Origin of the sequence: Mesorhizobium sp. CO1-1-11, assembly GCF_020164995.1 — a bacterium.
In the GTDB taxonomy this organism is placed as follows: domain Bacteria; phylum Pseudomonadota; class Alphaproteobacteria; order Rhizobiales; family Rhizobiaceae; genus Mesorhizobium; species Mesorhizobium australicum.
In genome coordinates this window covers 1-22,165 of sequence record NZ_JAIUHE010000019.1, presented here as the reverse complement: position 1 = coordinate 22,165, position 22,165 = coordinate 1, and the positions used below count along the sequence as shown (strand labels likewise).

The 22,165-nt window shown below is 62.1% G+C and carries 19 protein-coding genes and 1 tRNA gene; 11 read left to right on the top strand and 9 right to left on the bottom strand.

The window, feature by feature from the left end; translation table 11 throughout:
* Positions 1–11: 11 nt before the first annotated feature.
* Both cobS and LB554_RS21660 read right to left on the bottom strand, forming a co-directional pair.
* A complete protein-coding gene (gene cobS / locus LB554_RS21665; RefSeq protein WP_140616804.1) occupies positions 12–998 on the bottom strand; it encodes a cobaltochelatase subunit CobS in 987 nt (328 codons plus the stop codon).
* 123 nt (positions 999–1,121) lie between these two features.
* Positions 1,122–1,751 (bottom strand): J domain-containing protein, encoded by a 630-nt coding sequence (locus tag LB554_RS21660; RefSeq protein WP_032922426.1) that lies wholly within the window; start codon positions 1,749–1,751, stop codon positions 1,122–1,124.
* 179 nt (positions 1,752–1,930) lie between these two features.
* Here LB554_RS21660 and LB554_RS21655 point away from each other — a divergent pair, with 179 nt between their 5' ends.
* On the top strand, positions 1,931–2,233 hold the full coding sequence (locus LB554_RS21655; RefSeq protein ID WP_015315504.1) for a BolA family protein: 303 nt from the start codon (positions 1,931–1,933) through the stop codon (positions 2,231–2,233).
* A gap of 40 nt (positions 2,234–2,273) precedes the next feature.
* On the opposite strand, the gene LB554_RS21650 is transcribed toward LB554_RS21655, so the two are convergent.
* A complete protein-coding gene (locus LB554_RS21650; RefSeq protein ID WP_224586892.1) occupies positions 2,274–3,827 on the bottom strand; it encodes an acetolactate synthase large subunit in 1,554 nt (517 codons plus the stop codon).
* 291 nt (positions 3,828–4,118) lie between these two features.
* Between LB554_RS21650 and LB554_RS21645 the strand changes: the two genes are divergently transcribed.
* From LB554_RS21645 to LB554_RS21635, 3 genes are read left to right on the top strand one after another with little or no spacing between them, the layout of a single operon-like run.
* Positions 4,119–6,068, top strand: coding sequence for a PrkA family serine protein kinase (locus tag LB554_RS21645; protein WP_140720200.1), 1,950 nt, complete (start codon positions 4,119–4,121; stop codon positions 6,066–6,068).
* Between the two features lie 19 nt (positions 6,069–6,087).
* Positions 6,088–7,401 carry a YeaH/YhbH family protein gene (locus tag LB554_RS21640; protein ID WP_015315501.1) on the top strand — a complete coding sequence of 438 codons (1,314 nt, stop codon included), beginning with the start codon at positions 6,088–6,090 and terminating at the stop codon, positions 7,399–7,401.
* Between the two features lie 9 nt (positions 7,402–7,410).
* On the top strand, positions 7,411–8,955 hold the full coding sequence (locus tag LB554_RS21635) for a SpoVR family protein (protein WP_224586891.1): 1,545 nt from the start codon (positions 7,411–7,413) through the stop codon (positions 8,953–8,955).
* Positions 8,956–9,023: 68 nt separating this feature from the next.
* Here LB554_RS21635 and LB554_RS21630 read toward each other — a convergent pair whose 3' ends face one another.
* The 4 genes from LB554_RS21630 to LB554_RS21615 all read right to left on the bottom strand — a co-directional run bounded on the left by LB554_RS21630 (position 9,024) and on the right by LB554_RS21615 (position 12,625).
* Positions 9,024–9,827, bottom strand: a complete 804-nt coding sequence (locus tag LB554_RS21630; protein WP_224586889.1) for an alpha/beta hydrolase — start codon at positions 9,825–9,827, stop codon at positions 9,024–9,026.
* A gap of 161 nt (positions 9,828–9,988) precedes the next feature.
* Positions 9,989–10,879 (bottom strand): HlyC/CorC family transporter, encoded by an 891-nt coding sequence (locus LB554_RS21625; protein ID WP_141906886.1) that lies wholly within the window; start codon positions 10,877–10,879, stop codon positions 9,989–9,991.
* Position 10,880: 1 nt separating this feature from the next.
* A complete protein-coding gene (gene aroB, locus LB554_RS21620) occupies positions 10,881–12,017 on the bottom strand; it encodes a 3-dehydroquinate synthase (protein ID WP_224586887.1) in 1,137 nt (378 codons plus the stop codon).
* Positions 12,014–12,625, bottom strand: coding sequence for a shikimate kinase (locus tag LB554_RS21615; protein ID WP_140823989.1), 612 nt, complete (start codon positions 12,623–12,625; stop codon positions 12,014–12,016). Before LB554_RS21615 ends, aroB begins: the two co-directional genes overlap by 4 nt.
* Before the next feature lie 212 nt (positions 12,626–12,837).
* Here LB554_RS21615 and LB554_RS21610 point away from each other — a divergent pair, with 212 nt between their 5' ends.
* The 5 genes from LB554_RS21610 (at position 12,838) to LB554_RS21590 (ending at position 16,821) form a co-directional block, all read left to right on the top strand.
* The gene (locus LB554_RS21610) at positions 12,838–12,990 is read left to right on the top strand and encodes a hypothetical protein (RefSeq protein ID WP_015315495.1); all 153 of its coding nucleotides are present in this window, start codon (positions 12,838–12,840) and stop codon (positions 12,988–12,990) included.
* A gap of 36 nt (positions 12,991–13,026) precedes the next feature.
* Complete coding sequence (locus LB554_RS21605; RefSeq protein WP_224586886.1) at positions 13,027–13,944, top strand: site-specific tyrosine recombinase XerD; 918 nt, start codon at positions 13,027–13,029, stop codon at positions 13,942–13,944.
* Positions 13,945–14,042: 98 nt separating this feature from the next.
* Positions 14,043–14,993: an acetyl-CoA carboxylase carboxyltransferase subunit alpha gene (locus tag LB554_RS21600; protein ID WP_140616795.1), complete on the top strand. Its 951-nt coding sequence runs from the start codon at positions 14,043–14,045 to the stop codon at positions 14,991–14,993.
* Between the two features lie 243 nt (positions 14,994–15,236).
* The gene (locus LB554_RS21595; protein WP_140874938.1) at positions 15,237–16,568 is read left to right on the top strand and encodes a murein L,D-transpeptidase family protein; all 1,332 of its coding nucleotides are present in this window, start codon (positions 15,237–15,239) and stop codon (positions 16,566–16,568) included.
* A gap of 10 nt (positions 16,569–16,578) precedes the next feature.
* A complete protein-coding gene (locus LB554_RS21590) occupies positions 16,579–16,821 on the top strand; it encodes a sulfurtransferase TusA family protein (RefSeq protein ID WP_015315491.1) in 243 nt (80 codons plus the stop codon).
* Between the two features lie 4 nt (positions 16,822–16,825).
* On the opposite strand, the gene LB554_RS21585 is transcribed toward LB554_RS21590, so the two are convergent.
* Both LB554_RS21585 and LB554_RS21580 read right to left on the bottom strand, forming a co-directional pair.
* Positions 16,826–17,932 carry a CobW family GTP-binding protein gene (locus tag LB554_RS21585; protein WP_224586885.1) on the bottom strand — a complete coding sequence of 369 codons (1,107 nt, stop codon included), beginning with the start codon at positions 17,930–17,932 and terminating at the stop codon, positions 16,826–16,828.
* A gap of 67 nt (positions 17,933–17,999) precedes the next feature.
* A complete protein-coding gene (locus LB554_RS21580; protein ID WP_224586884.1) occupies positions 18,000–19,166 on the bottom strand; it encodes a D-alanyl-D-alanine carboxypeptidase family protein in 1,167 nt (388 codons plus the stop codon).
* A 237-nt stretch (positions 19,167–19,403) separates the two neighbouring features.
* Here LB554_RS21580 and LB554_RS21575 point away from each other — a divergent pair, with 237 nt between their 5' ends.
* Together LB554_RS21575 and LB554_RS21570 are read left to right on the top strand one after the other, a co-directional pair.
* Positions 19,404–20,567, top strand: a complete 1,164-nt coding sequence (locus LB554_RS21575) for a M20 aminoacylase family protein (RefSeq protein ID WP_140616792.1) — start codon at positions 19,404–19,406, stop codon at positions 20,565–20,567.
* 86 nt (positions 20,568–20,653) lie between these two features.
* Positions 20,654–20,730 (top strand) — tRNA-Arg (locus tag LB554_RS21570).
* Positions 20,731–22,165: the final 1,435 nt, after the last annotated feature.

The following is a 22,165-nucleotide window of genomic DNA, read 5'->3' as shown; positions in this document are numbered from 1 at the left end:
CGAGGCTCTGCTTAGCCCAGCACCACATTGGCCGCGCTCTCGGGCAGATCCTGGCCGAAGGCGCGCTGGTAGAACTCGGCAACCACCGAACGCTCCAGCTCGTCGCACTTGTTGAGGAAGGTCAGCCGGAACGCCATGCCGACATCGCCGAAGATCTCGGCATTCTCGGCCCAGGTGATGACGGTACGCGGGCTCATCACCGTCGACAGGTCGCCATTGATGAAGGCCGAGCGCGTCATGTCGGCGACGCGCACCATCTTGTTGACGATGTCCTTGCCCTTGGTGTCGCGATAATGCTTGGCTTTGGCCAGCACGATGTTCACTTCATTGTCGTGCGGCAGATAGTTCAACGTGGTAACGATCGACCAGCGGTCCATCTGCGCCTGGTTGATCTGCTGGGTGCCGTGATAAAGGCCGGTGGTGTCGCCCAGACCAACCGTATTTGCGGTCGAAAACAGCCGGAACGCCGGATGCGGGCGGATGACCCGGCTCTGGTCGAGCAGCGTCAGGCGGCCGGACGATTCCAGCACGCGCTGGATGACGAACATCACGTCCGGACGGCCGGCGTCATACTCGTCGAAGCAAAGCGCGACATTGTGCTGGTAGGCCCAGGGCAGGATGCCGTCGCGAAATTCGGTGATCTGTAGGCCGTCCTTGACCACGATCGCGTCCTTGCCGACGAGATCGATACGGCTGACATGGCTGTCGAGATTGACACGCACGCAAGGCCAGTTGAGGCGGGCGGCGACCTGTTCGATATGGGTCGACTTGCCGGTGCCGTGATAGCCCGACACCATGACGCGGCGGTTGTAGGCAAAGCCGGCGAGGATCGCCAAGGTCGTCGCCTTGTCGAACAGATAATCGGGATCGACATCGGGCACATGCTCGCTGGTGACCGAGTACGCTGGCACCACCATCTTGGACTCGAAACCGAATTTCTCCTTCACCGACACCGTCGCGTCGGGCAGGTTGGCGATGTCGCGATCGACCTTGTTCATATCTCTCAACGTCTCCACGGGCGAAACGTCGCGTTTCGCCGGCAATCCATTTTGTTCGGGGGCGGTCTTAGAGCCTTTTCCAACCTTATGAAAGTTGGAAAACGACACGAACCATAGGGTCGCTCAGCACAGGCCCGCCTGTTTGAGCACGCGATAGGCCTGAAGCACATCGCGGAACCGGTCTTCCGAACCTCTGTCGCCGCCATTCGCATCCGGATGGTGACGCTTCACCAGTTCCTTATAGCGCGCCTTGATGTCCTTGCCAGTCGCCTTTGTATCAAGGCCAAGCGTTTCCAGCGCCTTGGCCTCAAGCGGCTTGGCCTTGCGCTCACGCGCCTCGCGCGGATCCTTCGGTCCCTTGAACAGGTCGAATGGGTCGCGCATGCGGTTGTAATAGCCTGCGCGGCCGGAGCGCATCTGCGCCATGTCGGGCGAGGAACGCGTCGAGGCGCCGTTGACGCCCATTTTCCAGGTCGGCCGGTGGCCGGTCATCGCTTCCTTCTGGAAGCGCGCCACCTCGGTGTCCGGCACGCCGGAGAAGTAGTTGAAGCCCTTGTTGTACTCACGCACATGGTCGAAGCAGAAGCGGAAATACTCGCCCTCCTTCATGCGGCCGACCGGCGCGCGATGCGTGCCCGCCTCCTTGCAGCCATCCCACTGGCAGATCGGCGCGTGCGCCTTCACCTCCGCGTCCTTGTCGGGGCGGACGCGAATCTTCTCGAAATATTTGGGATACGGCTTCATCTCACCCATTTATGGGGCGTTCGCAGATGCGAAACAAGAATTGACATTTTCGCGATGATCGCCCTAACCGCTGAATCGCGGCTTAAAGCAGGCGGATGACCGATTTTGTTGCGCACCAGCGGCCCGGCGAAACCTGTTTCGGGTTTTCATGGCGGCGCGCCGACCATATGTGGTGAAGGGAGAAGACGATGTCCATACAAGCGACCATGGAAGACAAGCTCAACAAGGCATTTTCGCCCGAGCGGCTGGTCATCCTCAACGAAAGCCATCTCCACGCCGGCCATCATCATGTGGAATCCGGTCACCACGCTGAGTTCGATGGTACCGGCGAGACACATTTCCGTGTCCGCATCGTCTCGGCGAATTTCGTTGGCATGAGCCGCGTTGAGCGCCACCGCGCCGTCAACGAACTGCTGGCCGACGAGTTGAAGGCGGGCGTTCACGCGCTGGCTATCGAGCCCGCGGCGCCCGGCGAACAGACCCGCTGGTAAGCCAAGTCTTCGAGCTGGCCCGTAGCGCGTCTCGCGCTGCTCAGATTATCGCTTCGATCAGGAATGGCCCGCGCCGCGACAAGGCAGCATCGAGCAGCGCGTCGAACCGCTCGCAGGTGTCGGCACGCGCCGCCTCCATGCCCATGCCTTTGGCCAGCGAAACCCAGTCCAGCGCCGGATGGTCGAGGTCGAGCATGCGCCTGGCATTTTCGCCGATCGCGTTCACCCCGACATTGCGCATCTCGCCATGGAGGATCGCATAGGTGCGGTTGGAAAAGACGATCGTCACCACGTCGAGCTTTTCCCGCGCCTGCGTCCACAGGCCCTGCACCGTGTACATGCCGCTGCCGTCGGCCTCCAGATTGATCACCTTACGGCCGGGACAGGCGATCGCCGCGCCTGTCGCCAGCGGAATGCCGCCGCCGATCGACCCGCCCGTGCCCATCATGTAGTCGTGCGGCGCGGCAAAGGCCGACAGCGCGAAGAAACGTCGCGCCGAGGTGACGGCCTCGTCGCAGACGATCGCGTCGCCCGGCAGCTTTTTGGCCACCGAGAGTGCAATGGCATCTTCCGTCAAGCTGCCGGTTGGCGTCGCCTCCTCGGGAAAGGCGCTTGCAACCAACGCCGATTGCGATTGCCTGACGCCCAGTTCGTCGCGAAGCGCCTCCAGCGCCGCATGCAGATCCTGACCATGGGCGGCGAGCGTCAGCACCTGGCAATCGTCACGGACAAGCCTTCCCGGTTTTCCCGGATAGGCGAAGAAAGCGACCGGCTCCTTTCCGCCGACCAGCACAAGGACATCGATATTCCTGAGCGCTGCCGTCGCCGCGTCGACCGGATAGGGAATGCGCGTCGGCGCGACACGCCCGCGCCCGCGCTGCATACGCGCGATCAAAACCTCGCTGAACAGCCTGACATCGCAGGCCGCTGAAATCTGGCCGGCGATCTCGAGGGCATCGGCCCGCGCCGCCCGTCCCCGAACGATCATGCCGGCGCGCCCGGGAGCGGCACGGATCGCGGTAGCCACCGCTCGCACGGCGTCGATGTCGACGGCTGGCGGCGATGCGAGTTCCACCTTGCCGGGCGAAACCGCGTCGGCGTCGCCCCAGGCAGCGTCCGCCGGCAGGATCAGCGTCGTGACACCCGGCGGTGTCAGCGAGGCGCGAAAGGCCGCCTCCGTGGCCGGTTGGACATCGGCGGGCCCTCCGATGCGGCGCACCCACTTCGACATCGGCGCCGCCAGCCCCTCGATATCGCTGGTGAGCGGCGCGTCGAGCGGCAGATGGTAGGAGGCATGGTCCCCGACGATATTGATCATCGGGCTGAAGGCGCGCCTTGCATTGTGCATGTTGGCCAGCCCATTGGCGAGGCCCGGGCCGGTGTGCAGCAGCGTCGCGGCGGGACGATCGGTCATGCGCGCATAGCCGTCGGCCGCACCCGTCACCACCCCCTCGAACAGGCCGAGCACGCAGCGCATCGCTGGCTTGCGGTCGAGGGCCGCGACAAAATGCATTTCGGATGTGCCGGGATTGGCGAAGCAGACGTTCACGTCATTGGCCAACAGCACGTCGCACAGAACATCGGCGCCATTCATGCGAATTTTCTCCCATTCACGAAGAGCAATTGCACCCGCGGATATCGGCACGGCAATATCCCGCCGCCGTTTTTGGCATGATCCAGCCACGGAATGGGCGAGCGACGGTCGGCAGGATCAGGCGACCGTCGATTTCAGGAACGCTGGCGCGGCGGCGTTCGGCGCATTGCCGTCATCTCCGCCGAAATCGCGGTTGATGGACGGCCATTCGGGCCGGAGCGACGGAACAAACAATGCCTTCCCGCAGTTGAATATGCGAGCCCCATCAGAATGGCTCCGAAGGCAACGATCATGCGTGAGAACCAATCCGACGTCTTCCATCTCTTTTCGGAAATTTATGCGAACGCCGCCCAGGAAGAGATAAGTCTCCAGCAATATCTGCTCGCCTGCCGCGAGGACAAATCGATGTATGCCTCGGCGCCGGAACGAATGGTCGAGGCGATCGGCGAACCAAACCTGGTCGACACCAGCAAGGACGAGCGGCTAGGCCGTATTTTCTCGAACCGGACCGTCAAGATATATCCCTCCTTCTCCGACTTTTACGGGATGGAAGATACGATCGAGCGCATCGCCGGGTATTTCCGCTATGCCTCCCAGGGCCTCGAGGAACGCAAGCAGATCCTCTACCTCCTGGGTCCGGTCGGGGGCGGCAAATCCTCCTTGGCCGAACGGTTGAAGAAATTGATGGAGGAGCGCCCCATCTACACGCTGAAGGTCGGCAACCAGATCAGTCCGGTTTTCGAATCGCCGCTTGGCCTGTTCCATCCCGATCGCATGAGCGATCTCCTGGAGGACAAATACGGGATAGCCCGGCGCCGCCTGAACGGACTTATCTCACCATGGGCGGCCAAGCGCCTCGACGAACTGTCCGGCGACATTTCCAAATTCAGCGTCGTCAAACTGATGCCGTCGCGGCTGCGCCAGATCGCCATCGCCAAGACCGAGCCTGGCGACGAGAACAACCAGGACGTCTCGGCCCTGGTTGGCAAGGTCGACATCAGGCAATTGGAAAATTTCAGCCAGTCCGACCCTGACGCCTATTCCTACAGCGGCGGGCTGAACCGAACGACGCAAGGCCTGCTCGAATTCGTCGAGATGTTCAAGGCGCCCATCAAGGTGCTGCATCCATTGCTGACGGCGACCCAGGAAGGCAGTTACAACGGCACCGAGAATTTTGGTGCCTTTCCCTACCAGGGCATCATCGTTGCCCATTCCAACGAATCCGAGTGGCAACAGTTCAAGAACAACAAGAACAATGAGGCGTTTCTCGATCGCATCCTCGTGGTCAAGGTGCCGTATTGCCTGCGCATCACCGAAGAGAGGCAAATCTACGAGAAGCTGCTGCGCGAGAGTGAATTGGCCGCCAGCCCTTGCGCGCCCGAGGTGTTGGACATCCTCAGCCGGTTCAGCGTCTCGACCCGCCTTGCCGAGCACGACAATTCGCCGCTGCACACCAAAATGCGCGCCTATGATGGTGAGAACCTCAAGGAAGTCGACCCGCGGGCGAAGTCAGTCCAGGAATATCGCGACGCCGCCGGCGTCGACGAAGGCATGACCGGCGTCAGCACGCGCTTCGCCTTCAAGATCCTTTCACAGACGTTCAACTACGATACCAACGAGGTCGCGGCGGACCCCGTGCATCTTATGTACATCCTGGAAGAAGCGATCAAACGGGAGCAGTTTCCGAAGGAGACGGAGGCCGCCTATCTCGAATTCATCAAGTCGGAGCTGGCTGCCCGTTACGCCGAGTTCATCGGCCATGAAATCCAGAAGGCCTATCTGGAATCCTATAGCGAATATGGCCAGAACCTGTTCGACCGCTACATCGCCTATGCCGATGCCTGGATCGAGGACCAGGACTACAAGGACCCCGACACCGGCCAGATCCTCAACCGTGAGGTGTTGGACAACGAACTGTCGCAGGTCGAAAAGCCGGCAGGCATCGCTAATCCGAAGGACTTCCGCAACGAGGTGGTGAAGTTCACGCTGCGTGCCCGGGCGCGCAACCATGGCCGCAACCCGTCATGGACGAGCTACGAGAAGCTGCGCGAGGTCATCGAAAAGCGCATGTTCGGCCAGGTCGAGGACCTCCTGCCGGTGATCAGCTTCGGTTCCAAGCAGGATAGCGTCACCGAAAAGCGGCACAATGAATTCGTCCAGCGGATGGTGGAGCGCGGCTATACGGAACGGCAGGTGCGCCGGCTGGTCGATTGGTACATGCGGGTGAACAAGGCGGGCTGAGAGCAGTCCGAATGGTTGCATGCCGATCTTTATCGACCGCCGCCTGAATCCGAAGGACAAAAGCCTTGGCAACCGCCAGCGCTTTCTCAGGCGTGCCCGCGAGGAGCTCAAGCGCAGCATTCGCGATCAGATCCGCGCTGGGCGGATCGCCGACGTGGACGCGGAGCACGTCGTGCCGATGCCCGAAAGAGGCACTGGCGAGCCGACCTTCAACGACGCCAGGGACACCGGCCGGCGCCGGCACATCCTGCCGGGCAACAGGCAATTCTCCCAAGGCGACCTGATCCCCAAGCCCGGCCAGGGCGGAGGCATGGGCGGTTCGTCACCGGGAAAAACCGCATCCGAGGACGACTTTCGTTTCGTGCTTTCGCGCGAGGAGGTGCTGGATCTCTTTTTCGAGGATCTCGAACTGCCCGACCTGGTCAAGCTCAACCTCAAGGAGATCCTTGCCTTCAAGCCGCGCCGGGCGGGTTTCGCCGCCACCGGTTCGCCAACCAACATCAACGTCGGCCGCACGATGCGCAACAGCCACGGCCGCCGCATTGCGCTCAGGCGTCCCAAGCAAGCGGCGGTCGACGCGATCATGCAGGAACTCGCCTTGCTGGAGGCCGCACCGCCTGATGCTCAAACGCGCGAGCGCGTCGTGGCGCTCAAAGAAGAGATCGAGCGGCTGGAGCGCCGGCGCCGGCGGATTGCCTTCGTCGACCCGGTCGACATCCGGTTCAACCGCTTCGATCAGCGCCCGGTGCCGAATGCGAAAGCGGTCATGTTCTGCCTGATGGATGTGTCGGGCTCGATGGGCGAGCGCGAGAAGGACCTGGCCAAGCGCTTCTTCGTGCTGCTGCACCTATTCCTGAAGCGACGTTATGAACGCACCGAAATCGTCTTCATCCGCCACACGCACGAGGCGCAGGAGGTGGATGAGGAAACCTTCTTCTACTGCACGCAAAGCGGTGGCACCGTCGTTTCCACCGCGCTCGAGGAGATGCATCGCGTCATCGAGCAGCGTTACCCCGCGAGCGAGTGGAACATCTACGCCGCCCAGGCCTCGGACGGCGACAATTTCGCCACCGATTCCGAGCGCTGCATCGCCCTGCTGAACGGCAAGCTCATGCGCCTGTGCCAGTATTTCGCCTATGTCGAGATCATCGACGAACGCGAGAGTCACATCTTCGGCGCGACTGAAAACGGGACGTCGCTCTGGCGAGCCTACAGCGCCATCGAATCGAACTGGCCGAACTTCCAGATGAGCCGCATAGCCACGGCCGCCGATATCTATCCTGTCTTTCGTCAGCTCTTCGCCAAACAGCCCGCGCTCCGGAAGAGCGCCTGAGGGGAAACCATGGCCAGGACAGCCAGCAAACCGGGTTTGCTCTTTTCCGGATCCGACTGGGACTTCCAGAAATTGTCGCACGCCTACGACGCGATTGCGGCAATCGCCATCGAGGAACTCAAGCTGGACACCTACCCGGTGCAGATGGAAATCATTTCCTCGCAACAGATGCTCGACGCCTATTCATCGGTCGGCATGCCGCTGATGTATCGTCATTGGTCGTTCGGCAAGCATTTCCTGTACCAGGATTTTCTCTATCGCAAGGGTGGACGGGGCCTGGCTTACGAACTGGTCATCAACTCCAATCCCTGCATCGTCTATCTGATGGAGGAAAACACCATGGCCTTGCAGGCCCTGGTGACGGCGCATGCTGCGCTCGGACACAATCATTTCTTCAAGAACAATCATCTGTTCCGGCAGTGGACCGACGCCGGGGGGATTCTGAGCTATCTGGAGTTCGCCAAGGGCTACATTGCCCGATGCGAGGAGCGGCACGGACTGTCGGCCGTGGAAAGCATTCTCGACTGCGCCCACGCGCTGATGGAACAAGGCGTGTTCCGATACCACAGGCCGCCAAAGCTGTCGTCGGAGCGGCAGCGTGAAGGGCTGCGCGAGCGCCTGGAATATGAAGAACGCTCCTACAACGACTTGTGGCGCACGCTGCCTCCCTCGCAGGACAGCAGCAAGACCGGGAAGAAGGACGAAGGCTTGGCGGAGCGGAAGAAATCGCTCAACCTGCCCGAGGAAAATCTGCTCTATTTCCTCGAGAAGAACAGCCTTGTCCTGGAGCCCTGGCAGCGCGAGATCATCCGCATTGTGCGTATCGTCGCGCAGTATTTCTATCCGCAGCGGCAAACGCAGGTGATGAATGAAGGCTGCGCCACCTTCGTGCACTACACCCTCATGAACGCATTGTTCGACCGCGGCCAGATCAACGAGGGCGCCATGCTCGAGGTCCTGCGCAACCATTCCAATGTGATCTTCCAGCCGGCCTTCGACGACCCCCGGTTCTCCGGTATCAACCCATACGCGCTCGGCCTCGACATGATGCAGGACATACAGCGCATTTCGACCGCGCCGACGGCGGAGGACCGCGACTGGTTTCCCGACATCGCGGGCCGCGGTGACTGGCGCGATGTGCTCCTGGACGCCTGGGCCAACCACCGCGACGAATCCTTCATCCGCCAGCACCTCAGCCCAGCCCTGATACGGAAATGGCGGATGTTTGTCCTCGCCGATCAGGCCGACGACGCACATTACGAGGTGGCCTCGATCCACAATGAGCGCGGCTACCAAAAGATACGTGCCGCGCTGGCCCAGAGCTACGACATCGGCGCGAGCCGGCCGGATATCCAGGTGGTGGATGTCGACCTGCTCGGTAACCGGCATTTGCGGCTGCAGCACAAGGTGAAGGAGGGCGTACTGCTCGACAGTGGCAGCCGCGACGCGACCCTGCGCCATGTCCGAAGCCTCTGGGGCTATGAGGTCAGCCTCGCTTCGGTCGACGCCGAAACCGGTGCGACGCTCAGCGAACGGTCAAGCAATGACTGTTGAATTTCCGCCCGGCCGCATCGGCGGTGCCAGGCACAACGAGTGGAACACGCCACGGACAGCCGGTGCGCTCAACCGACCGTCGATTTCAGGAACGCCAGCGCGGCAGCGGTCAGCGCGTCGCCGTCCTCGCCGAAATCGCGGTTGATCGACATGTGCGTATAGGCACTGCCGTCGAACAGCGTCACCTCGGTGCCGCTGGCGCGCAGGCGCTGGGCAAAGGCCGTGGACTGCTCGCCGCGACCGTCGGCGCGGGAATAGGCGATGAAGGTCGGCGGATGCTTGCGGCCGTCGACATAGCTCGCCGGTGACAGTGCCGCCCACTGCGAAGGATCGGAAAAGACACGCGAATAGGCCCTTACCATGCCGCCACTTCCGGCAAGGGCGGCGAGATCGTAGGCCCTTGTATCGTCGAGAAGCAGGCCAGCGACGCCGGGCAATCCGCCGCGCATGCCGGTCAGGGCAACCAGATGGCAGCCGGCCGAATGCCCCATGCCGACGATGCGGTTGGGGTCGCCGCCATGTTGGGCGATGTTGGTCCTGACATAGGCATAAGCCCTCTCCACGTCGCCCGCCTGGATGGCGACATCAGCCTGCGGCAGCATGCGGTAGTCGATGGAGACGAAGCAGAAGCCGTTGGCAAGCAGGAAGGCCGGCTTGGCGTTCACCTGGCTGCGTTTGCCGGTCCGCCAGGCGCCGCCATGGACGAAGAAGACCACCGGCAGGTCTTTCGCGCCATCGGGCGCATAGATATCGAGCTTGGCCGGACCGTAGTCGACAGTTTCGGCGGATGGCGTATCTCGCGCCGCTCTCGTGCCGGTTGGCAACAAGGCAGCCACCGAGGCCAGGAGCAAGGTTCGCCGATCGATCGTCATCGGCGAAGAATGCATCCCGGCGGGCGGGAGTTCCAACGAAGGATTGGCAAGGCGACGGCTCGATGGCAATTCCAGGAAAAGTGCGCAGCGGTTTCCCGTCTGGAATTGCGTAAGAACAAAGAGTTAGAGCGGCTCGGAGATCCTACCAACACTGAAACGCTTTAACTGTCGCCGGCCGGCCGGATCCTGACCCTGGCAATCCGGTTCTTGTCGCGTTTCATGACGACGAAGCGCTTGCCGTGGAAGGTAAAAGCCTGCTTCTCCTCGGGGATCGATTGCGCCTCGTGGATGACGAGGCCGGCGATGGTGGTCGCCTCTTCGTCCGGCAGGTTCCAGTCGAGCGCCCGGTTGAGGTCGCGGATCGGCACCGTGCCTTCGACGACGACGGAGCCGTCCGCTTCCTGCTTGACGCCCTGGATGTCGACATCGTGCTCGTCGGCGATCTCGCCGACAATCTCCTCGATAATGTCCTCCAGCGTCACCAGCCCTTCGACCTCCCCATATTCGTCGACGACGACGGCAAAATGCGTTTTGCGGCGCAGGAAGGCGTTGAGCTGTTCCTGCAAAGTCGTGGTGTCGGGCACGAACCACGGTTTTGACGCGATCTTCATCACGTCGATCCGCGAGAAATCATTGCCGACTTCGTTCAGCGCGCGCAGCAGATCCTTGGCGTGCAGCACGCCGACGATATTGTCGAGTGAACCTTTCCAAAGCGGCATGCGGGTGTGCGGGCTCTGCAGGATCTCGCGCACCACCGCTTCCGGCGCATTGTCGGCATTGACCGAGCGCATATTCGTGCGGTGGACCATGACGTCGGAAACTTCGAGCTCTTCGAGGTCGAACAGGCCGCCGACGCGGTCGCGATCCTCACGCACCACCTGGCCGTCGCGGCGAAAATCGTCGACCGCGCCGCGCAACTCGTCCTGGCTCGACCGCTGCGGCTCGATGCGCGACAGTTCATAGCCGAACATGGCAAGCAGGCGGGTGCGCACGGCAACGACCAGGATGACGAGGATGGCAAGAACGGCGAAGACGACCCAGCCAGTGTCCATCTCAGCCGACTTTCCCGTTGCCTGGATGGTTTTCCCTGAGGAACGCCAGCACTTCCGAGGCCGGCACATCCTTGGCAATGAAGGCCTCGCCGATACCGCGCGTCAGAATGAAGGTCAGCGCGCCGCGCGACACTTTCTTGTCCTGCGTGATGAATGAAAGCAGCGCATCGGCATCGGGCAAGTCGCCCGGAATGTCGGCCATCCGCCACGGCAGCCCGACGGCACGCAGATGCGCCTCGACGCGCGCCGCGTCGTCGGGGCTGGCGAGATTGAGCCGAGAGGAGAACCGGTACGCCAGCGCCATGCCGATGGCGACCCCCTCGCCGTGGACGAGGCGCGTCCCGTCATACTGCGTGGCGGCTTCGAGCGCGTGCCCGAACGTATGGCCGAGGTTGAGCAGAGCGCGGTCGCCGGTCTCGAACTCGTCGCGGGCAACGACATCGGCCTTGGCGCGGCAGGCTTCGGCAATGGCCTGGACCCGCTCCGGTCCGCCGGCGAACACCTTTTCCCAATTCGCTTCCAGCCAGGCGAAGAAATCCGGCCGGTCGATCAGCCCGTATTTGGCAAGCTCGGCGTAGCCGGCACGAAATTCGCGGATCGGCAGCGTGTCGAGCACTTCGGTATCGGCCAGCACCAGCCTGGGCTGGAGGAAGACGCCGACGAGGTTCTTGCCGCGCGGGCTGTTGATGCCGGTCTTGCCGCCGACCGAGGAATCGACCTGCGCCAGAAGCGATGTCGGAACCTGCACGAAATTCATGCCACGCCGCACGATTCCGGCGGCAAAACCGGTGAGATCGCCGATGACGCCGCCCCCAAGCGCGATGACGACGTCGCCACGCTCCAGCCTGGCGGCCAGAACGCCGTCGACCACCGCCTCGAGATGGGCAAAGCTCTTGGTCTTCTCGCCGGGCGGCATCGTAATGATCGCGAGCTGGATGCCACTCTTCTCGAGCCCGGTCCTCAGCGTATCGAGATGCGCGGCGGCGACGTTCTCGTCGGTCACCACAGCGGCGCGCGTGCCCGGCAGCCGGCGCGAAATCTCAGCGCCGGCGCGCGACAGCAGGCCGGAGCCGATCAATATGTCGTAGGCGCGGTCGCCCAGACCGACCTCGACTGTGACTGGCTGATCCGCGCTCATGATTCGACCTCGCCCGTCGCGGCTATCGCATCGATGCCGAAATGCCGGCACAGCGCCTCGATCACCTCGGCCGCGATGACCTCCTTGCGATCGTCGCGGGTCGGCACGGTGACGTCAGAGGTGGCATAGACCGGATAGCGTTCCGCCATCAGCCGCTCCAGCACGGCGCGGGGATCGGCGCTTTTCAAGAGCGGCCGGTTCTGCTTCTTGGAAACGCGGTCCATCAGAAGGTCGAGCTCGGCCTTCAGCCAAACCGAGACGCCATGGGCGGCGATGGCCTCGCGCGTCTGCGCGTTCATGAAGGCACCGCCGCCGGTCGACAGAACCTGCGGGCCGTTTTCCAGCACGCGCAGGATGACACGCTGTTCCAGGGCCCTGAACTCGGTTTCGCCATAGCGCTCGAACAGCTCTGGAACCGTCATCCGCGACACGCTTTCGATCTCCTGGTCGCTGTCGATGAAGGGCAGCGAAAGCATGGTCGCCACCTTGCGGCCGATCGCCGTCTTGCCAGCGCCCATCAGCCCGACAAAGACGATGGACCGGCTGCCCAGCCGGCCAAGCAGCGCGGCGTGGGTCTCGCCTGGGGGATTTGCCTGTAGCGCGTTCATCGGCTGTTTCTTCGGCCCTCTTTGCCGGCGTATCGACATGAAAAGCCGGTTTGCGTCAAGCGTGCCAAGTGCCATGTGCCGATATGGACAGAGCGACGCTTGCATCAGAAGTTGCTGACAGGGGCTCCGCTTCTTCCTTGAATTGGCCGGATTGGCGTCCCATAAGGGCACAGGGTTTGGAAACGCAGAACAAGAAGACGGGCGAGAACTGAATGCCGACACTGTTTCGCTTTGTCGTGACCCTCGCGATTCTGGCCGGCATTGCCTATGGTACGATGTTCGCGCTGGTGATGTTCGTCGAGCCGAAAAAAGCCGAGATGAGCGTGCGTATTCCGCCGGAAAAGCTCAATCCGAAGAAAAACTGAACCCCAAGAAGACCGACTCGGAACCGCCTCAAGGACATGAACAGCGCCGCTCGCATCGAGGCCTTCCTGGAAATGATGAGCGCCGAGCGGGGAGCGGCGGAGAACACGCTTTCCTCCTATCGCCGCGATCTCGAGGATGCTTCCGGCGGGATCGATGGCGGACTTGCCCGCGCCGGCGCCGCCGACATCAGGACCTATCTCGACGATATCGCCGCGCGCGGCTTCGCGCCGACCTCGCAGGCGCGCAAACTGTCGGCGCTCCGCCAGTTCTTCAAGTTCCTCTACGCCGAGGGCCTGCGCGCGGATGACCCCACCGGCACGCTGGACAGCCCGAAAAAAGGCCGTCCGCTGCCCAAGACGATGAGCGAGGCCGAAACCGGCCGGCTGATCGATCGCGCCGCGCAGGAAGCCGGTGATGACGGGCTCGGCCACGCCGACAGGCTGGCGGCTTTGCGCCTGCATGCGCTGGTCGAAGTGCTCTACGCCACCGGACTGCGCGTTTCCGAGCTGGTCGGCCTGCCGGTGACAGTGGCGCAGCGCGACGATCGTTTCTTCATGGTACGCGGCAAGGGCGACAAGGAACGCATGGTGCCGCTGTCGGCCAAGGCGCGTGCGGCGATGCGGAGCTGGCTTGACGCCCGGGCCAAGCTGCCCGCTTTCGCCAACAGCCCGTTCCTGTTTCCGGCGGCATCCGACAGCGGCTATCTCTCGCGCCAGGTCTTTGCCCGTGACCTGAAAGGATTGGCCGCGCGCGCCGGCATCGCCTCGGCCAAGATCTCGCCGCACGTGCTGCGCCATGCTTTCGCCAGCCATCTCCTGCAGAACGGCGCCGACCTGAGAGCCGTTCAGCAACTGCTTGGCCATGCCGACATATCGACGACACAGATTTACACCCATGTGCTGGAAGAGCGGCTGGTGCGGCTGGTCAACGATCATCATCCGCTTGCCGACTAGGCCTCATATCGCTATGTGAGGACGACATTTCACCGCCCGGAGCCTTGGTTTCAACGGTTCCGCGGTCATTGCCTTCCGACGTATCGGTCCGTCCAAGCATGTACAATTACCTCGATTTCGAAAAGCCGGTGCAGGATCTTGAGCTCAAGATCCTCGAGCTCAAGAAGCTTGCCGAGAACGGCGAGGCGGTCGATGTCGCCGATGAGATCACCAGGCTCGAGAAGCGCTCGCGCGACGCGCTGCGCGAACTCTACAAGGCGCTCACGCCGTGGCAGAAGGTGCAGGTGGCGCGCCACTCCGACCGGCCGCACTGCATCGACTACATCAAGGGCCTGTTCAGCGACTTCACGCCACTCGCCGGCGACCGCAATTTCGGCGAGGACCAGGCGATCGTCGGCGGCTTTGCCCGTTTCCGCGGCGAGCCCATCGCGATTCTCGGCCAGGAAAAGGGTTCGGACACGGCGAGTCGCCTGAAGCACAATTTCGGTTCGGTGCGCCCCGAAGGCTATCGCAAGGCGGTGCGGCTGATGGAACTGGCCGACCGTTTCAAGATCCCGCTTTTGACACTGGTCGACACGGCCGGCGCCTATCCCGGCGTTGGCGCCGAGGAGCGCGGCCAGGCCGAAGCCATTGCCCGATCGACCTCGGCCTGCCTTGGCCTGAAAGTACCGTCCATCTCGGTGGTCATCGGCGAAGGCGGTTCGGGCGGCGCCATCGCGATTGCCACCGCCAACCGCGTCTACATGCTCGAACACGCCATCTATTCGGTGATTTCGCCCGAGGGTGCCGCCTCCATCCTGTGGCGCGACACGACGCGCTCCAAGGACGCGGCGACCAACATGAAGATCACCGCGCAGGATCTTTTGGAACTGAAGGTCATCGACGCCATCATCCCCGAGCCGATGGGCGGCGCCCAGCGCGCGCCCGAAACGGTGATTGCCGCGACCGGCGATCTCATCGCCAAGACGATGAAGGAATTCGCCGGCGCCAACATCGATTTCCGCGAACAGCGCCGCGAGAAATACCTGGCGATGGGCCGCAGCCTCTGACGCCGCTTGGGCGGCGGAACAGGGCTGACGGAAGCTGTCTGTCCACCCCAAATGTGGCGGCGATGAGCAGTTTCGCCACAAAAATGCCGCCCCATTCGGTTCAATGAAATCACCGCGGGAGATTGGCCGAGCCTTGCGGTAAGGAATTTTCAAGGTTAACGGGCTTAGGGTCCGTCAGTGTTCAGCATGCGGGTGTGGCCGTTTCGAAGCCATTGGCCCGAAAGAAAAGACATAGCCTTATCCATGTTTGCCAAGCTTGCTCGTACTGGAGTTCTTGCCGCCTCGATTGCCGTCGCGGGCTGTAATGATTCGTCGATGAAGGACTTTGCCCCGGAAGCCAACAAGCCGCTGCCCGACAAGATCCTTGCCGATATGAGAGCCAAGGGCATGGTCCGCACCTCTTCGGTAATGGCGCGCATCTTCAAGGAAGAAGGCAAGCTCGAGATCTGGAAGGCCAAGACCAACGGTCGCTACGACATGGTGGCGAGCTACGACATCTGCAAATGGTCGGGCAAGCTCGGGCCGAAATACACCGAAGGCGACCGCCAGGCGCCGGAAGGTTTTTACACGGTTCGCCCGTCGCAGATGAATCCGCGCTCGAATTACCATCTGTCGTTCAACATCGGCTTTCCCAACGCCTATGATCGTGCCAATGGCCGCACCGGCCAGAACCTGATGGTCCATGGCGCCTGCTCTTCATCGGGCTGCTATTCGATGACCGACGCCCAGATCGAGCAGATCTACGCCTTCGGCCGCGACGCCTTCCAGGGTGGCCAGACCGAGTTCCAGATCCAGGCTTTTCCGTTCCGCATGACGGCCGCCAACATGGCGCGCTACCGCAACGACCCGAATTACGAATTCTGGAAGATGCTCAAGGTCGGCTACGACAATTTCGAGGTCACCAAGGTGCCACCGAAAGTCGACGTCTGCGAGAAGCGCTACGTCTTCAACCAGGTCGCTCCCGATGGGCAGACCTTCAATCCGACCGGCCCCTGCCCGGCGACCACGCAGCCGGATTCGCTTAAGAGCGCCTATAACGCCTATCAAAGCACCTATGACGCGGCCTTCAACAGCGCGCTCAAGGCCAGCGTGCCGCCACCCAAGCCGACGATTGCCGGCATCAAGGAAGCCAGCATCGTCTCCGACTGGTCCAAGCGCCGGGCGCGTGGCGAGCGCGTGCCGATCGATCCGCCGTCGCTCAACACCGACGGTTCGGTCACCGAGACGGCGCGCATGGGCCGCATCGATTCGCCCGCCGGTCGCAAGATGGCCGCGCTCGAGGCCGAAAAGGCCGCCAAGGAGAAGGCCGAGCGAGAGCGGGTGGCGGCCATAGAAGCGGCAAAAGCGGCGAAGGAGGCCGCCAAGGCGCAAGCGTTGGCCGAAAAGGAAGCTGCCAAGGCGCAAGCCGTGGCTGCGAAGGAAGCAGCCAAGGCCGCCAAGGAAGCTCCGGTTGCCACCGCGACCATCGCGGCTCCGGCGGAGGCCGCGCCGGCAGCCGAGACGCAGGCTGCGAGCGCCGACGAAAGCCGGGTTACGAAGCTGAAGAACAAGCTGCTCGGCATGTTCGGCGGCTGAGGTTTTCACCTTGGCCGAACTGATAGCTATCTACGACCTCAAGGGGCTGAACTGCCCTTTGCCAGTCCTCAAGGCGAAAAAGCGCCTGGCCGGGATGCAGCCCGGCAGCAGGCTCTGGCTCGAAACCACCGACCCTCTGGCTGTTATCGATATTCCTGCCTTCTGCGCCGACAGCGGACATCAATTGATCGAGACGGCGGCGATGTCCGGTGGCCATCGCTTTCTGGTCGAACGCGGCGAATACCAATCGTAGGAGGCTAACGTCCGGCGATCGCCAGCGGATTGTTTTCCAGCGCCGCGCGGTCGGGCGTGTCGACCGACGGCCGGTTGGTGAAGGCGGCGAACAGCCGGCGCACATAGTCTTCCGGCATGTCGAGCGTAATCAGCACCAGCCGCGTGCCGCGCTGGCTGTCCGGCCAGAACGGCAATCGCACCGGCGGATGCAGGATCTTCTGGACGCCATGCACGACCAAGGGCCGCGACGGATCCTCCTGCAATTCGATGACGCCCTTCATCCGTAGCAGGTGCTCGCCATGTGTGGAACGCAGGAGATCGAGGAACATCTCGATGGCAGAAAACGGCACCGGCCCGTCATGCACCAGCGAATGGGTTTTTACGCGCTGATCGTGGCGATGGGCATGGTCATGCCCTTCATGGTCATGGTCATGGTCATGGTGGTGGTGATCATGCGCGGCTTCTTCGCCGAGCCAGCGCCGCACGTCGGCGGACTTGGTCGCAGGATTGTAGAGACCGCAGTCGAACAATGCGGCCACCCCGGTTTTCGTCTCCCCGGCATCGAGCAGTCGCGCCCCGGGATTGATCTGCCGCAAGCGCGCGCGCAGCGTGTCGAGGTCTCCGTGATCGGTGGCCAGATCGGCCTTGGAGAGCACGATGCGGTCGGCCACGGCGACCTGCTTGACCGCCTCGACATGCGCATCGAGCGTAGCATTGCCGTTGACCGCATCCACCAGGGTGATGACGCCGTCGAGCCGAAAGGCCTGGACCAGCGCCGGATGGGCCATGATCGACTGCAGCACCGGCGCCGGGTCGGCCAATCCCGTGGTCTCGACGATGACGCGGCCAAGCCGGGCGATACGGCCGGTCTGCAGCCGGTCGACCAGGTCGGCCAGCGTGTCGACAAGTTCGCCGCGCACCGTGCAGCACAGACAGCCGTCGGAAAGCTGGATGATGCCGTCGGAGGCCTGCTCGACCAGCAGGTGGTCGATCGCCACGTCACCGAACTCGTTGATGATGACCGCGGTGTCGACGAGCGCCGGATCCTTCAGGAGCCGGTTGAGCAATGTCGTCTTGCCGGCGCCGAGAAAGCCGGTCAGCACCGAGACTGGGATCGGGAAACCGCTCATCTGGTTCTGCCTTCTAATTTGGGCATGATCTCTCGCGAAAGCCGGATTTCACTTTTTAGATCGTGCTCTAATTCGCGACCTTGGCCGGCTGGTCGCCTTGGGCGGCGGCACCCACGACTTTCGGGCCCGTGCCGGCGGGTACCGGCTTGTCGGGCCGCCAGGTCGGGATTGGCACGTCGGCATATTCCTGCGCGCCCTCGTCAAGGATCGCCTTCGGCGCCGGACCCGTGGCGCCGCCAAGGCCGACGGCAACCAGTGTCGGCACATGGTCGAGCTTCTCCCGATAGGGCGATTTAGGCTGGTCCTTGGCGGCGGCCGGCGGCGGCGCCTCGGACTGCTCCGCCTTCCTCTTCTTCTTGCAGACTTCTTCATGCATGTCGTTGGGCGAGATCAGATCACCGTAGGGAGCGAGCGTGGTGACGGTGGTGGACCCGGCGGCAGGTGCGTCAAAGCCCTGATCGAGCAATTTGGCCGCGGCTTCGGCGCGGCTGACCGCCGACTTCTCGCCAAGCACGACCGCCACCAGCGTACGTCCGTTGCGGGTCGCCGACCCGATCATGTTGAAGCCCGACGGGCAGACAAAGCCGGTCTTCATGCCGTCGGCGCCGGGATACCGGCCGATCAGGAGATTGTAGTTCGGAATGGCCCTATTGCCGACCGCGAGCCCCTCGATCGAGAACCACGGCGCATATTGCGGGAACTCGCGGCGGATCGCCATCACCAGGATCGAAAGGTCGCGTGCCGTCGTGTACTGGTCGGGCGAGTAAAGGCCGTTCGGGTTGACGAAATGGGTGCCCTTCATGCCGAGCCTGGCCGCCTCGGCATTCATCCTTTCAGCGAAGGCGGCCTGCGAGCCGCCGACATTCTCGCCGACCGCCATGGCGATGTCGTTGGCCGACTTGACCAGCATCATCTTCAGCGCATTGTCGAGCCGCATCACCGAGCCGGGCTTAAAACCCATCTTGCTTGGCGGTTCGCCGGCGGAATGTTTGGTCACTTTGATCGGCGAATCGAGCTGGACTTCTCCGGCCGCGATCGCCCGGAAGGTCACATAGGCGGTCATCAGCTTGCTGAGCGAGGCCGGATACCAGCGCTTGAAGGCATCCTGGTGCTGCAGGATCTGGCCGCTCTTCAGGTCGAAGACCACCACCGGATTGGCCAGCGCTGGCCCAGCCAGGACGGACAGCATGATTGCGCCAGCCGGGAATAGTTTGAGGAAATGCCTGTACCGCATGATCGAATCCGAAATCGCCTCTTGCCCTGATTGCCCCTGGCTCCGTAAGATTTCATTACGTGACCGCCAGCATAAGGATCCGACCCTCAAAAACCGGACCGCATTATTGCGGTGCTATTTACCCTATGTGACGCCAACATGGCAAAGCGCCTGACAATCACAATTGCAAGGCACCCCGCGCCCAATTGCAAACCACCAGGCTGAAGCCGGCTGCACCAACAACGAAATGGAACCATCATGCCGATCCTCAACCGCGCCGCCGAAATGCAGGACGAAGTCGCCGGCTGGCGACGGCATTTGCACCAGACGCCAGAACTGAACTTCGATGTCTTCAAGACGGCGGCCTTCGTCACCGAAAAGCTGAAAGAGTTCGGCTGCGACGATGTGGTGACCGGCCTCGGCAAGACGGGCGTCGTCGGCATCATTCGCGGCCGTCAGGGGGAAGGTCGCACAATCGGATTGCGCGCCGACATGGATGCACTGCCGCTCAAGGAGATCACCGGTAAGCCCTACGCGTCGACCGTTCCGGGCAAGATGCATGCCTGCGGCCATGACGGCCACACCGCGATGCTGCTCGGTGCGGCGAAATATCTCGCCGAGACGCGCAATTTCACGGGCTCCGTGGCGGTGATTTTCCAGCCGGCGGAAGAAGGCGGCGGCGGCGGAAACGAGATGGTCAAGGACGGCATGATGGAGCGTTTCGACATCGCTAAAGTGTTCGGCATGCACAACATGCCCGGCCTGCCGGTCGGCCAGTTCGCCATCCGTCCGGGCCCGATTATGGCGGCGACGGCCGAATTCACCATCACCGTGAAAGGCCGGGGCGGCCATGCGGCGATGCCGCACGGCACGATCGATCCGATCGTCATCACCAGCCAGTTGGTCGGCGCCTTGCAGACGATCGCCTCGCGCAGCACCGATCCGGTCGAAGCCGTGGTGGTCTCGGTGACCAAGTTCCACGCCGGCGACGCCTACAACATCATCCCGGAATCGGCCGAGATCGCCGGCACCGTGCGCACGCTGAAGAAGGAAGTGGCCAGGAAATCGGAAGAGCGGATCCGCGCCATCTGCGCGGGACTTGCCACCGCCTATGGCGCGACGATCGAGGTCGACTACGACGCGAACTACCCGGTGACGTTCAATCATGCGGATGAGACGGTCTTCGCCAGCGATGTGGCCGCCGACGTGGCGGGCGATGCCCAGGTGCACCGCGAGATCCAGCCGGTGATGGGCGGCGAGGATTTCTCCTACATGCTGGAAGCCCGGCCTGGAGCCTTCATCTTCATCGGCAATGGCGAGACCGCCGGTCTCCACAATCCGGCCTACGACTTCAACGACGAAGCCATCCCGCACGGCATGAGCTATTGGGTGAAACTGGCGGAGACGGCGCTAGCCGCCTGAGGCCGGTCTTATAAAGCGCCGGCCGAATTGCGTTCGGCCGGCCCTCTTGGCGAAACGATCCGAAGCGGCTATGTGTCGGGCCGCGTGGTCCCGTAGCTCAGTAGGATAGAGCGGCAGATTCCTAATCTGTAGGTCACAGGTTCGATTCCTGTCGGGATCACCACGAAAATTCTAGTTAAATCAACCAATTAGGCGATCAGCCCCGAAAGGGCTCGATCGCCATTCGACGCAAATAGTCGTGAATCTCGCCACTTTTCATCACCAAGAATCCGTAGAATGAGCTCATTCTACGGATTTGCGCAGAACTGCTTGACAGGGTTTGACAGCTTCAGTTGCATGTCTCGACCGGTCATTGACGATGTCTCGCTGACGAGGCACATCGCACGAGACGCAACGAAGCCGGCACCCACAGAGTCCTTCCCCCGCTCCAGTATCTTTCAGGAAGAGGGCCACCCATTCAATTTGGAAACGAAGCAAGTCGCCGCATACTGCTTTGTGGATTACGTCGGCCAAGGCGGCGCTCGGGAGGGCTCTTTCGTCACCATTAGCCCAGCCAGTGCAAAGACCCTTGGCTAGTCTCTAGTGGTCAAATCTGACGCTTGGCTCCGGGCCATAAGCCCGCTCAGGGTGGAAAGCGGACTTCCGCTGCTCCCTCATCTCAATATGGAATGTAGCGTTAGATAAATTCCATAAGCGCTTGAGCCTAAGGCCATGAGAGCAATGATGAGGAAGATACCCGTGTCGTGCCTCGACGCGGATGGCTCCTTCCGCGCGCCCAACACCATCTTAACCGACAAGGCCATAAGCAATACGCACATAACAAACATCGCGATAAAAACGCTCTTTGGATATATCGGCCGCAACAGAATGCCTGTTATGGCAATCGCGAGGTTGGCAGCAATGAGTGCTTTGTAACGCCTTGGCAGCCGATGATCGTTCATGGTCGTCACCCCCTGATAGACACTTGCAGCGGCACGTATCAAATGGCACGCGTTGGTTGCATCGGAGTTAAGCGGGTGCGAATGGCTACTATGGGTCGGCAGCGGTATTCCGTTTCGGGTATCAAGCGTCAGGTTTTGACCACTAGTTGGTTTCCCGAGGGATCAATTGGTCAACATGAAGGCCGTTACGAAGGAAGATCGCCTTCTGACCTCGCCAGGACCCTCATTTCTGAGTGGCGCTCGACCGGCCTCGCCGTGAAGTCTTGGCCCGTCATATCGTTCATCTCGTCTGCGATGGCGGTGAGGGTTTGGCCAGCGCTCCCGCTTCGACCTTCGCCTTCCTCGGACCGGCTCGTTGCGCTTCATGGTCTTATCCCTGAACCCGTCTGTTCATTGAGCGTGATAGGCGATTGTCCAGAAAATCTGGACAGCGCTGGTTAGTGCTACAAATCCGTAGAAATCCGTAGAATGAAAAAGGCGGCCGGCAAATCATTGATTTTATTATGTTTTTTGACGCGCAACATATTCCTAATCTGTTAGGTCACAGGTTCGATTCCTGTCGGGATCACCACTCAGTCACGGTCCGTTCCGGACACATAGGTTACGGTTTATACCGGAGACATGGGTAACACTTTTGGCCCGAAGGGGTTTTGGAGT